Source organism: Candidatus Borrarchaeum sp., assembly GCF_019058535.1.
Classification (GTDB): domain Archaea; phylum Asgardarchaeota; class Sifarchaeia; order Borrarchaeales; family Borrarchaeaceae; genus Borrarchaeum; species Borrarchaeum weybense.
Map to the genome: position 1 here is coordinate 1 of NZ_JAHPYX010000211.1, position 12088 is coordinate 12088.

Sequence of the window (12088 nt, forward strand, 5' to 3'; positions counted from 1 at the left end):
CTCCTCCTCAATGATTCTGGCAGCCATCTCAGGAGCCATAATCTTGCCTACAGTACCAACAGGTACGGTCGCCACCTCTTTTAGGCGTTTAGCTTCTGGTACAAGACATCCTTGCTCCCAATAAAGCGGTTGAATCACCCAGACACCTGAAGCATCTACTGCCCCACTTGAAGAATGAATAGAAGCTACACCAGCCTTTTCTAAGACGGGTACGAGTTTTGTTGCCGTGTCCTCTAATGTAAATCCGGGCGTACCTGGCGCGGCATGATCATCCGCACTGATCCTAAACCACCACGGAAAATCTGGCCCCACGTTTTTTCTCACAGACTCTGCAATTTTTTTAATGAAAAGGTGCTTATCCTGTCCCCATTCATCGTCTCTTAGATTGTTTCGTGGCGTTCGAAATTGGTGTGGAAGTGACCCATGGCAGGCATGTATTTCGATGCATTCGAATCCCGCTTCCTTAGCTCTTCCAGCTGCCGCCCCATAGCATTCAACTAATTCCAGTATTTCTTCGTGCGTCAACTCTTTACATGTTACGGCAGGGTTAAGAAAAGATTTTATCGGACTCGGTGCAACTGGTGTTTCAGGAGGAAACTCCGGACTCGGTGCATCTACTGTTTTTCGAATCACTAATGGATGACAAAGAGCTCCACCATGGAAGAGTTGGATTCCTGCATGAGGTCCCTCTCGTTTGATAGTTTCCGCAACTTCGTATAGTCCAGGTGTAAACTTATCGTCATAAGCGGCTAATTCATTACGAACAACTTGTCCACTTGGATGGACCTGCGTTGCTTGGCATAGGACAAGCCCCCATCCCCCTTTTGCAGTATACTTCATGGTTTCTAAATAGCGTTCAGTCATAGATCCATCTTCATCTAACGTATCAGTCAGCATTGGCGCAGCAATGTAACGGTTCTCTAATTTCATACGACCAAAGCTTATTGGATCAAAAATCTGTGGCATACTTAACACCTACGAATTTTTTTTTTTTCTATTTTTGTATTGGAATATTTTTATAAGAAATTATTCCTATACTCTATTATTTCATAGATAAAAACTTATGGAATACAAAAATAGGTTGTTGGATTGGGGGTGTAATTGTAGCTCATTAGGCGCGCAATTACCCTTAGAAAAACAGTAAAATAAACTGTTAAAAAATGAAAAAAGATATTAAATAGAGATGGAAAAAAGATCAGTTATTAAACAGGAGCGGTCTATGGATCGCGAGTCGCCCTACTACGAGTTTTTATTTATCTCTTCAAGTGTTTCTGGTTCCATCTCATTGAAGACTGCATTAACGATATCCCTAATTACATCTTCTTCGGTTTTTTCTGTCGTTGCTGAGAGCCAGATCTTTGAGCTGTACGTCAAGGAAGCGCATTCGATAAGATCTTCCTTTGTAAGTGAAGGATCAAACACTTGTCTTTCCATTACCACGTTTACAAAATCAATAGCTCCTCTGACACTTGCTCCCAAGCGTAAGTCAGGGTTATCTCGACTGCGGCGTCCTATTTCTACACCTAACTCCATTAGTTTTTCACTGTTGTCCTTGGTGTTTACACGCACTATTTCCATTTCTTCTTCTTTACTCTGGTAATCCAGCTTTAATTTTGTGAATCGATCAAGAATAGCTCTGCTAATTCTTTGAACACCAATATCATCATAAGGATTCATCGCAGCAACAACTCGGAATCCTGGGCTCGCAGAGATTTCCCCAAAACGTGGAACATGAATTTCTTTTTCAGAAAGCGCTACAACTAGACTGTTTAGCGCGTCTGGGGGTGCTCTATTTATTTCTTCAATATAAAGTATACCTCCATCTCGCATTGCTAACGTAAGAGCCCCTTCTCTGAAATTCTCTGGGCGATATCCAGTCTGTAATACAGCTGCAGGGTCAAAATAGCCAATTAATTTCGAGGCTGTTAGATCCTCATTACCTTCAACAAAATGAAATGGTACTCCTAAAATACTACTCAAAGTTCGTAAAATTGTTGTTTTGCTAACTCCTGGGGGTCCTTCAAGAAGAATGGGCTTTCCCGCTTTTAATGCCGAGAGAATAAGCACTACTTCTTTCCTTCTTCCTACTACTTTTTCAAATATTGGATCTATAACGGTTCTTAGATCAACTGTTTCCAATGCAGACATTTTCTTGCCTCCGTACATTCAATTCATAAGAAAGTTATTCACGATTATCGAATGTGAACTGTTATGGAAATACTAAACACTAATGATGCTCACTTAACCTCATGCTGCTTTTGATGCTTCATTATTTCGTTGTCCGGTATGCCAAGAATCCATCCAAGCCAAGCGGTCGTTACATTCCGTTTCTGAGCAGGGAGACCTCGCATAATGCCTTTTTGTGGTCTTGGGCGATTTTTTATTTGTTTAATATATTCGGCGTGGATTTCTTCTTCGGTGGGTTTTTCGCTTTTAAGGCCTAACGTCCACTCAAGAAGCGAAATACTTATTCTTCTTAATTGAAACGTCGACATACTCTCAAAGGGATTCGGTTGATCATCACTTTTTAATAACTTCAGCTGCTCTTCGTATTTTTTCCATAACTCTTCTTCATTTCTGATAATATTCGTCCTCCTGTAAAAATCATCATTTCTCAAGCAAGGAATAAATGATTTAAAATCATTTCTATCGAACGATTAAGTTTGTTCTATAGAAATTTATCGATGTGAACAAAAACTAGCAGACAGACTAAATTTGGCATTACTGGTCATCTACTATTTTACATAAGAATATTTTCTTAAAGCATATTAAGAATATCATAGTCTAATCTGTAGTTTTACATTATGTATATCGTCAGGAACCCCTTTCAGTTCTTTAACAAGCCCAATAATGACTCCACGCCAGATTTTTTGTGCAAATTTATGAAGAGGAATATTATTACCATTTACCTGTAATTCAACATCCACAAACATACCACCTTAGCATAGATTTCATAATCTATATTCTATTTTTTTTTAAGGATCTTCAACGCAATGCGCTTTTTTTGGAATGAATATAAATAATTTATCATTAAAAAAACGATAAAAAATGGTGAGGTTCTTGGAATTGCAGACTACTGAAGAAGTTTATGAAGATGGGGTAGAAGAGACTGTTACTGTAACATTCCTGGTGCAGAGAAAATGATTCGCCATAAAATTGTCAGTATGAAAGATGTTATGGAAGTCTTTCACATCGCGGCATTTTCGTTGTGCTAAGTTCTCGATAGAAAAATAGATGAATCGTGAGGTCAATTAGCGGAATCCGCAAATTGATACGTTGCTGTACGCTAGTTTAAAGGTTTTTAGTTTTTGGACTATAGATAGCACGCGAAATAGTTACTAACTATAAGATACGATCTACTTGATTATTTGTCGCCCCTTCACGCAAGAAGGGTAGTTTGGATTTGTCATTCACTCAATTTTTACAACTTGTTCAGCCTTCGGTCCTCTATCGCCTTGGACTACCTCAAAAGCGACCCGGTCACCATCACCAATTACTGTTCCTTCTTTAATTCCACTAATGTGGACGAAGTAGTCTTTGCCGTCATCGCCGGTAATAAAGCCGAAGTTTCGCATAGTATTGAAAAATTTTACAGTTCCTTCTGGCATAAATATAGCCTCCTATACTGGTTTTAACTTAAAATTCATTAGACGAAAAAAAGCATAAACTTGGAAATTTAAAACTTCTTAACTTCTTTTGATTCTAAACAAAAACCATAGAATAAATTTTTATTTTTAAATTTAATCATTTTGTCAATTAGATTCTCTTTCTTTCTCTTTGTTTTTAAGTTTAATCATTCTACTAGTAGACTCTCTTTTTTCTCGTATCTTGCTATTATAAAAAAAGTGAACTCATAGACTCGTAAGGATTTTCTTTGCCTCTTCATAGCCTAAGTCAAACGCTCTAATATTTTCTTCAATTGTCTTAGATGGCACCAAATCCTTGATAGCCTCCTTCAGAACATCTTTATCGATGGGGAACTCCTGTAAAGCACTGGCTGCACCACTCAATACCGTGTTTTCGGTTCTTGGATTCCCAGCAAGTTCAGCAAGTTTTGTTGCGTCTAATATAATAATATTGCTAGTTACTTGTTTTAACTGAGCAAATATCTGTTCTAAGGTGATATATCTACGATTTTCATCTCTGTGCTTTGCAATATCAGCAGTTACTAGAGAAGGATGCATAATACGTCTGTTCATAATGATGATTCCATCATCTTTGAGAAATTCAATATAACGCAGAACCTCGGTAGCTTCCATGGAAATAATCATGTCTGCGAAACCATAAGGAATTAATGGCGAATGTACCTTTTCACCGATTCTAAGATGGACATAGATTGAGCCAGATCTTTGAGAGAGGCCATGCTGTTCTCCAGTTATTACTTTCAGTCCTAGTTTGTTACAGGCATTTCCAATGATTGATGATAGTAACATAAGTCCTTGACCACCAACACCCGACAGCATAATATTATAACCGGCTACCATTATTGAACACCAGGTCACGATACTTACCATATCTTCATATAGCTTACCATATGTTCATGGTCAGACAAGGAAAGTTCGCTTTTAAATTGTCCAGAAAGGACAACCCCTCCCTACCTGGAGTCGGGAGGTAGCCTCCATCCTCTTTTACTATTGAGGAATTCATTGCCATCCAGAACTTCATACTTTTTAAAAACTTTCGGTACTGGATGGGGGCAGTTAGCCCGCTTTCTCTCCTTCGCCCACGTCTCCGCCTTCCATAAGCCTCATATGATGGGACTCCGAAGAGAAACGTCTTCAACTGCTTAAATAAGTCATAGTTGATGACCTTCAGTGCGAACATCATCGCCGCACACTTGTGAATGTCATACCCTATTAACTGAGAGATGACGTCACCTAACTTGCTGGTGTAGGCCTCCGACCTTTCACTCACTTTTGTACCCTGCAACTCCAACCGCTTCAGCAAGTGCTGAAACTGGTACTGCGGCAGCTGGCGAATCGTCCGTGTGGCTTTCTTGCTGTAACTTTTGAACTTACCTGTGTTGAGAGATCCCACCACTACCTCAGCATAGTAATGTCGCGCTAAGTTGCCGATCTTTCTCACCAGCATGTTCAACAGATGGTTGCGTTTTCCCCGCCTAGTGTACTGGGTCTTATGATGGTTGAACCTCCCTATCGCTACAGGCATGCCATCCTCCTTGTTCATCACAGCGAAATCGGTGTGACCTGCATTGATATCCAGTGTCATCACCCGTGAGGCCTCCTGTATCATGCAGGGGATTTTAATGCTGATACGCAGGTCATAGCCCCGGTCAAAGTCCCGCCGCTTAAGCAGCACGGTATAAGGGTGCGAACCGTCCAGATATCCATGGTATTTGTCGAGATATTTTTGCGGGATGAATACATTGGCAAACATCCACTTGTTATCGTTACGACAGGTGTTGATGCGCAGTTGCATGGTGGAAAAATCAAGTCTGAGGTTGAGGTTGCCCTTCTTAGAGCGTTCTCCTCGGGAGATAAGTAGCGCATTTCGGCGTTGCTTGTATTCTTCTTTGGTAATTTTACCTTTCTCGCGCAACCGCTGGTTCTTCAACCCCCCAAACGTGGTATTATAAGGTAAATCTTTGATGGAGTAATATGCGTCCTTAATATAACGGGCATTGAGCCCGATTTCTTGCTGAAGGATTGTTTCGATACAGGAAGTCGCTAAACCTTTGCGTTTCAGAGAAAAAGCCCGTCTTCGGGCATTGCCGAATTTTCGCAGAAGGGCATTCAACAATGCCCTGTTAGTAACCGAGGTGATGACCCCTGGCAGTGTAATAATCGCCGTCATGTTTAACAACTAGTAGTAATTATGGGGTCTCATCCCTATAAACAGACAGACCCCAGGATGTAACTAAAAGCTGACACAGGAGGTGGACGCTTCAATAATATGAGGTGATATAAAGTTATAGTAAGTTAACTAGAACTGTTTCAACCACCTGTAGTTTTTATTGACGAAACTGGACAGAGTTTGGCACAGACCATGCAGCCATCGCATAAATCTTTTAGAATGACAGCTTGCCGGCTTTCCATATCCATCTCAATTGCAGGACAGTAGAAGTCCCTAATACAAGCATAGATAGTCTTACACTCTTCCTTATCGACCATATTCGGAATTATCGGAACTCCGCGTTTTCTCTTCAAGCGGTCATTATATAAAGCACAAGGACCTTTTGAAATTACAACAGAAACTCCTTCAAATTCTAAAGCCTCTTTTATCTTGTCAACGTTGTTCTTAGGATCAAAGGCATTGATCATGGTAACATGCTCGACACCAATAGCTCTAACGATGGCCTCGATGTCAATTTCAACAACTGGAAGTGCTCCAAAATCAGAACCAGGATTTGGCTGTTGACCAGTCATAGCGGTGACTGCATTATCTAGGATGAACACAGTAATATTGTGTTTATTATGCACAGCGTTTACAAACCCCGGCAATGAAGCATGGAAAAATGTTGAGTCACCTACGAATGAAATGACTTTATCATTAAGTGCGTGTTGCATACCGCTTGAAATGCCTAGAGACGCCCCCATGCACAATAAAGAGTCAGTAATTTCATACGGCTCCAAAAGCAGCATCGAATAACAGCCGATGTCATTGTTGACAACATAGTCTTGCTCCTTGATAGCCTGTTGCACTGCCCATAATGTCGATCTGTGCGGGCATCCTGGGCAGAAGGTAGGCATTCTCTTTGGTAAAATAGATTTCAGTTTTTCAGCACGGTTAAGATAAAAATCGTAATCCACTGGGCTACCAAGACCTAAAACGGAGGAAATTCCTTTAACAACTGACTGTACAGTGTATTCTCCAACATAATCAAAATTATTTGTATATTTTCCGTATATTTCAACTGATGGGGTCGCATCTTTGGCAATTGCAGTAACTCTTAATTCAAGATACGGCATGAGTTCTTCTACAATTATGACTTTGTTGACTTTTTTAAGGAAGTCTCCAATCATTTGTTTCGGGAGAGGATGTGTAGTTCCAAGTTTCAAGATATGAGGATTTATATTTAAGATGTCAACAGCCTCTAGAACATGCAGATATGAAACACCAGAAGTAATAATTCCAATATCTCCTTCTCCTAAAGTTAGTTTATTGAATGGATTCGTTTCAAATTCTTCTTCGACTTTTTTCAGTTTCTCTAGAGCCTCTCCTTTTAACCTTCTAGCAGTAGCACTTAAAGTGTAATATTTACTTTGAATCTCTTTCCAATCGTTTCTTTTGAAAGGTTTTCTCTTCAGTTCACCTAACTGTACTATTCCACTTTGATGATTTACCCGTGTTGTTGTTCTGATCAGAACCAGCATTTTGTATTTTTCAGATAAGTCAAAAGCCCACTTAACCATATCATATGCTTCTTGTGCAGAAGACGGTTCAAGCATAGGTACATGTGCAGCTTCACCGAAAATCCTTGCATCCTGTTCACTTTGTGAAGAATGGGCATGTGGATCATCCGCTATTAATAAAACTAAACCTGCATTTACACCAGTATAGCCCAAACTAAAGAATGAATCTGCAGCAACATTTAGTCCTACACTTTTCATAGAAGTAAATCCACGTACTCCCGCCATCGAAGCACCAGCTACGGTTTCAAGAGCCACCATTTCATTCGAAGCTACTTCCATTTTTAGGTCATCTAAATATCGTGCAAGAATATACATTGTATCTAAAATTTCACTTGTAGGAGAACCAGGATAAAATGCTGCTACTTTAACATCCTTTTCAATAGCCGCTCTTGCTATAGCTTCATTAGCTAGTAAGAAGGCTTTCTTAGGATTCGGGTCTATTAAATCTTTAAATGTCATTTAATCACCTAATTTTTTATAACGTCTCTTACATGCATTCAAGCCTCTATCAAAAGTTGTTTGTCCAGTTATTTTCGATTTTTTGCATTATATATTCAATTATTTGAGCAAATTATTAGAGTGCTTTTTCTACATTCTAATCTTGAATGTAGTTAATGAAGATTTAAAAAAAGTAAATCAATTCCACAAAAGAACTGGGAGAAAGGTTTTATTAATAACCGATTACAAACTCATCAACGGATGAGCATCCTTTACAGCGAACACACCCAGCTTTGTTTTTATTAGGATTTAGATTATTTTCCTTTAAGATTTTTCCCACTTCTTCATATAAATAAATCATTCGTTCTGGCGAAGGAGGTATTGCATTTTCTAAAGGCGTTTCAGGAATTGGTCGAAGTGGAACTACAAAAGGAATTACCCCAATTGATGCCATCCACTTAGCGCCATTTAGAATGCTTTCATCTGATTCTCCTAAACCTACTATTACAAATGAACTTACTTGATTCTTACCGAAAATGTCTACTGCATGCCCCCAAATCTTCTCATAATATTCAAAGTCGAGCATTGCTTTACCAGGGCACACTTTTTTGAAAATATCGGGGGCAGTGGTCTCAATATGAATTCCGAGCGTATCTACTCCTGAATCTTTTAGTTTCCCTAGATATATTTCATCTGCGGGTTCTGCTTGTGCGTGAATAGGGATATCAATTTCCTCTTTTATCCTTCTGGTCGTTTCTGAAAGAATATTTGCACCTCGATCTTCTCCAGCTTGTGTACCAATAGTTAACGTGATATGATTAGCCCTATTTTCTGCACGTGCAGCTTGTATTACTTCTATCAATTTTTCAGGTGATTTTCTCGTAATCGTACTGTGATGTTTGAGTGATAATTCAATGCCGCAGAAATCGCATTGTAAATTATGACGCCAGTGTATACAAGTCTGGTCTACGGTTGTTGCAAGACAGTCTACACCGTGAATTAATGCAATTTTCCACATGGGAATGCCATCTGATGTATTCATTCCATAGAACTGCGGTGTAGGCACTCCTTGTATTTCACATACCTTTCCACTGTTTTTAAAGAGATATAACACATCTGAGTCTTCAATAATTGAAAAAGGGGAATTTTGGACGAAGTGACCTACAACCGGTATTTGGACTAGACTCCTATTTGGAAGGACAAAATAAGATCCACCTGCGGGTCCAGCTCCAGTTTTTCTTAAATGTCGTTTAGTTTTAGCTTTTGCTCCTAGGCAAAGTAATTCAGTTTTTAAAGTTGCATAGTTCAAACGTTATTCTACCTCTCTTTCATACATCTGCACAAGCATTCCTTTTGCCTGTTCATATGGTTCACCAACTTCTTTGAATCCAAATTTCTTTACCAGTTTTTCACTAGCAGTTTGACCGATTAAAATGTTGCAATAATTGCGTTTACACCCCATCTTCTTTGCAAATTCTATAAATTGCGTGTACATAGCTCCACCCATGCCGCCCCTCCAATATTTCGGATTTATCGACTGATGTGCTCCGAAGCATCCCTCAGGGGTAATTAGGGCTTTGTAAAGTCCAGCTAATGTGCCTTCAAATTTGATACCAAAGTAATGATATCCTTGTCTCATCTCATCAATAATTTCTTCTTTGGATAGCGTTCTTTTTTCTCGCCAGTCATGCGGATATTCTGTTGCGTGTGGCCAAACATCTTTGAAGAGTTGTTCGATCGCTTCTGCATCATCTTCAGTAAGTTCAATTACCTGATGAGGCTCCTTTTTTGTAGTCATAATCTCTCACTTCATCTATTTGTTTTTTAAGATTTTTGAAAATTGCTATTAATACATTCAATTTTATTCAGAAGTTGAATTCCAATCAACTTTCAATCGTAAAAACTATAAACTATATATAATAATATCCCGAAATTGAGTTAGCACTATCGGAGGCATCGTGAATATGAGTTCAATTTTCGAATGCGTAAATAAGAGATTAAAAGAAGCAGAAACTTATTTAAAGGAAAGTAAAAAATCAAAACTGTTCTTAAAAATCGTACGCGCAGCTAAGATTAATGTTGTGGGTCAGGATCCTGAAGATTTAGCATCTGCCGTGATTCAGACCGACGGAAGCATCACTGTCGCTGAAGGACTTCATGAAAGCCCTCATGTCAGCATTACAGGAAAGAGCAATATTATTAAAGAGGTAGTTAATTCGGGTGATAAGGAACGTGCAAAAAAAGCTGAAAGTGATGGTAATATCAAAGTTGAATCTCATGGAGTAAAAGGAAAGCTCTTTGCTAGTAAGGTAAGGTCTGCTTTAGACCTTTAGGGTTATTTTTAGAACTGAGATTCGAGTTCTTCTTTTTTTCATATAAAATAAGCTTAATTAAAATCGTTTGTTATCATTGAAAGTGCATCATATCGTCTACAAAGTGATTGATATTCTTTTAACCGTTTTGTCATTTGATTATTTTCTAATACTCTTGCTAATTGAATATTAAAGATTTCTTCATTTAGAGCCTTTTCATGAATTGTAGCACAGAGACCTCGGCTTTCTAGAGAATGTGCATTTTCCATCTGCTCTGGTTGTAATTCTGGAATTAATAGACTTTTCTTTCCGAAAGTTAAAATTTCTGAAATTGTGCTAAGTCCAGCACGAGACACAACAACATCTGCAACTTTCATTAATTCTTCCCTCATGGGATACCAGTGGAAAATCCTGAACTCATTGTTTCTATAGGGCATTAGCATTGAAGAAGAGGGCGTTCCAGTGGTTATAATTACGTTTTTTTCTTTACAACCATCGTAAAGTCTTGTGAAGAAGTTAATAAGCTGATATTTGTTCGGTCCGCTTATACCGAAATAAATTGTAGGTAGATCTGGATTTAGTTTTAGTTTTTTCATTATTTCTTCTTTAGAAGGCAATTCTTGAGGATCTTTTCCTTTAATTAAACCGCAGTATTGTAGTTTTCCATTAAAATCTGCAAGTTTATTATGTCTTGCAATTGTATGTGGATGAGGGAAGTCCAAGCAGTAAATCTTTTTCGTACGATTATATAAGTAAAGAAAGAACGCATCTACTTTTTTGTTGAAAAGAAATTTCAAATTAGGACGGAGAATTCGACCTGTCTTCCCAAAATCAAGTAATTGTTTTCCAAGTGTACCAATTCTTAATGTATTTGTAAGAAAACTTCCGTCCAGATTGTGTCTAGCAATAGTCAGCAAAGTCGGAAAATCTGCATCTGAGATAATATAGTCAGGTTGCCCTTCCTTCTTTAAGATTTTTAGAATCTTTTTATAGCCCTTGATTATTCGATGAACGATTGGTGCACCATTTAAAGCTGACATTGACCAATTGGGTTCTGGACCTGCGGTATACCACTCATAGGGAGGAATATCATAAACTTTGTACCCGTTTAATTTGATAAAATCGGCGGCTGCCCCAAAGGATGAAAAAAAAACATCGTGTCCATGAGAAATCAATGTTTCAGCAAGTTTTACTGATCTTCCTGCGTGACCCAGTCCTATTCCGCATACACCTATTAGAAATTTCATTTGAAAATACCGTCGGATTGCCTGTTTATTTTAACTAAAAATCACCATTTATGCGGAGTGTGTTATTGCACTCTTAGAGACTATTAAAATGTTACCATTCACACAATCAATATATATTATTATTAAAAACCCTTCTCATTCTATTTATCTACTTAGAATCTCAGTTGAGTTGCTTTTTTCCTAAAAAGAAATGCAAATGAACACATAACTGATCTCGGTTTGCATAACTACTTATAGACTATACACCGCTTTAGTTAAACTTAATAATATCATACTGTTAAGTTTTTCCTAAAAGGACGTGAATACAATTTCGCAAACTGATGATTCTCAAATCCAAACAACAACTCGCAAAATACTAGCCAGTTATTTAATTCCTGTGATTATTCTTCTAATAATTTTGGGTTTTTTAACGCTAAGATACAATTTCTATTCTTATTGGGTACAAATTTCAACTACCTATCCACTCCTAGCACAGTTGTTAGAAATAGCAATTATATGGCTAGTTGCAGTATATGCAGTAAGAATAAGCCTAACCATTTACGACAAAGTGATACACTGGGTAGCTGATATTCCTAAAAGATTAAATATGCTCTTTAAAAGATTAATTGGATATTTTATTTATATCATCGCTTTCATATTAACTCTAGGTGTGTTTGGGCTTATCACAGCCGTTCAAGGGATATTAGTCGGTGCTGGTTTTGCTGGAATTGTATTAGGA

At 38.2% G+C, this 12088-nt stretch carries 11 protein-coding genes and 2 pseudogenes; 2 read left to right on the forward strand and 11 right to left on the reverse strand.

Annotated elements, in window-relative coordinates; translation table 11 throughout:
- The 10 genes and pseudogenes from QVB70_RS12825 to QVB70_RS12870 form a co-directional block, all read right to left on the reverse strand.
- Positions 1–966 (reverse strand): annotated as a pseudogene (locus QVB70_RS12825) (NADH:flavin oxidoreductase); the annotation flags it as partial.
- Positions 967–1239: 273 nt separating this feature from the next.
- On the reverse strand, positions 1240–2148 hold the full coding sequence (locus tag QVB70_RS12830) for a MoxR family ATPase (protein WP_287586892.1): 909 nt from the start codon (positions 2146–2148) through the stop codon (positions 1240–1242).
- Positions 2149–2237: 89 nt separating this feature from the next.
- On the reverse strand, positions 2238–2618 hold the full coding sequence (locus QVB70_RS12835) for a hypothetical protein (RefSeq protein ID WP_287586895.1): 381 nt from the start codon (positions 2616–2618) through the stop codon (positions 2238–2240).
- 159 nt (positions 2619–2777) lie between these two features.
- Positions 2778–2927, reverse strand: coding sequence for a hypothetical protein (locus QVB70_RS12840; RefSeq protein ID WP_287586897.1), 150 nt, complete (start codon positions 2925–2927; stop codon positions 2778–2780).
- 483 nt (positions 2928–3410) lie between these two features.
- Positions 3411–3608: a cold-shock protein gene (locus QVB70_RS12845; RefSeq protein ID WP_287586900.1), complete on the reverse strand. Its 198-nt coding sequence runs from the start codon at positions 3606–3608 to the stop codon at positions 3411–3413.
- Positions 3609–3851: 243 nt separating this feature from the next.
- A complete protein-coding gene (locus QVB70_RS12850) occupies positions 3852–4484 on the reverse strand; it encodes an indolepyruvate oxidoreductase subunit beta (RefSeq protein ID WP_287586901.1) in 633 nt (210 codons plus the stop codon).
- Positions 4485–4527: 43 nt separating this feature from the next.
- Complete coding sequence (locus tag QVB70_RS12855; protein ID WP_287586903.1) at positions 4528–5814, reverse strand: hypothetical protein; 1287 nt, start codon at positions 5812–5814, stop codon at positions 4528–4530.
- A gap of 140 nt (positions 5815–5954) precedes the next feature.
- The gene (iorA, locus tag QVB70_RS12860) at positions 5955–7832 is read right to left on the reverse strand and encodes an indolepyruvate ferredoxin oxidoreductase subunit alpha (RefSeq protein WP_287586905.1); all 1878 of its coding nucleotides are present in this window, start codon (positions 7830–7832) and stop codon (positions 5955–5957) included.
- Positions 7833–8043: 211 nt separating this feature from the next.
- Entirely contained in the window at positions 8044–9120 is a 1077-nt protein-coding gene (locus QVB70_RS12865) for an MSMEG_0568 family radical SAM protein (protein WP_287586907.1), read from the reverse strand.
- Between the two features lie 3 nt (positions 9121–9123).
- Complete coding sequence (locus QVB70_RS12870; RefSeq protein WP_287586911.1) at positions 9124–9609, reverse strand: GNAT family N-acetyltransferase; 486 nt, start codon at positions 9607–9609, stop codon at positions 9124–9126.
- A 166-nt stretch (positions 9610–9775) separates the two neighbouring features.
- On the opposite strand from QVB70_RS12870, the gene QVB70_RS12875 reads away from it, so the two are divergent.
- Entirely contained in the window at positions 9776–10144 is a 369-nt protein-coding gene (locus QVB70_RS12875; RefSeq protein ID WP_287586913.1) for a hypothetical protein, read from the forward strand.
- Between the two features lie 53 nt (positions 10145–10197).
- Here the strand turns inward: QVB70_RS12875 and QVB70_RS12880 are convergent, their stop codons facing one another.
- On the reverse strand, positions 10198–11370 hold the full coding sequence (locus QVB70_RS12880) for a glycosyltransferase (protein ID WP_287586917.1): 1173 nt from the start codon (positions 11368–11370) through the stop codon (positions 10198–10200).
- Between the two features lie 298 nt (positions 11371–11668).
- On the opposite strand from QVB70_RS12880, the pseudogene QVB70_RS12885 reads away from it, so the two are divergent.
- A pseudogene (locus QVB70_RS12885) lies at positions 11669–12088 on the forward strand (hypothetical protein); the annotation flags it as partial.

Excerpts from the sequence above, each read along its gene's own strand:
- QVB70_RS12850 (WP_287586901.1), bottom strand. The coding sequence starts at position 4,484 with ATGGTAGCCGGTTATAATATTATGCTGTCGGGTGTTGGTGGTCAAGGA.
- QVB70_RS12855 (WP_287586903.1), bottom strand. The coding sequence starts at position 5,814 with ATGACGGCGATTATTACACTGCCAGGGGTCATCACCTCGGTTACTAAC.
- QVB70_RS12875 (WP_287586913.1), top strand. The coding sequence starts at position 9,776 with ATGAGTTCAATTTTCGAATGCGTAAATAAGAGATTAAAAGAAGCAGAA.
- QVB70_RS12880 (WP_287586917.1), bottom strand. The coding sequence starts at position 11,370 with ATGAAATTTCTAATAGGTGTATGCGGAATAGGACTGGGTCACGCAGGA.
- iorA (WP_287586905.1), bottom strand. The coding sequence starts at position 7,832 with ATGACATTTAAAGATTTAATAGACCCGAATCCTAAGAAAGCCTTCTTA.
- QVB70_RS12830 (WP_287586892.1), bottom strand. The coding sequence starts at position 2,148 with ATGTCTGCATTGGAAACAGTTGATCTAAGAACCGTTATAGATCCAATA.
- QVB70_RS12845 (WP_287586900.1), bottom strand. The coding sequence starts at position 3,608 with ATGCCAGAAGGAACTGTAAAATTTTTCAATACTATGCGAAACTTCGGC.
- QVB70_RS12870 (WP_287586911.1), bottom strand. The coding sequence starts at position 9,609 with ATGACTACAAAAAAGGAGCCTCATCAGGTAATTGAACTTACTGAAGAT.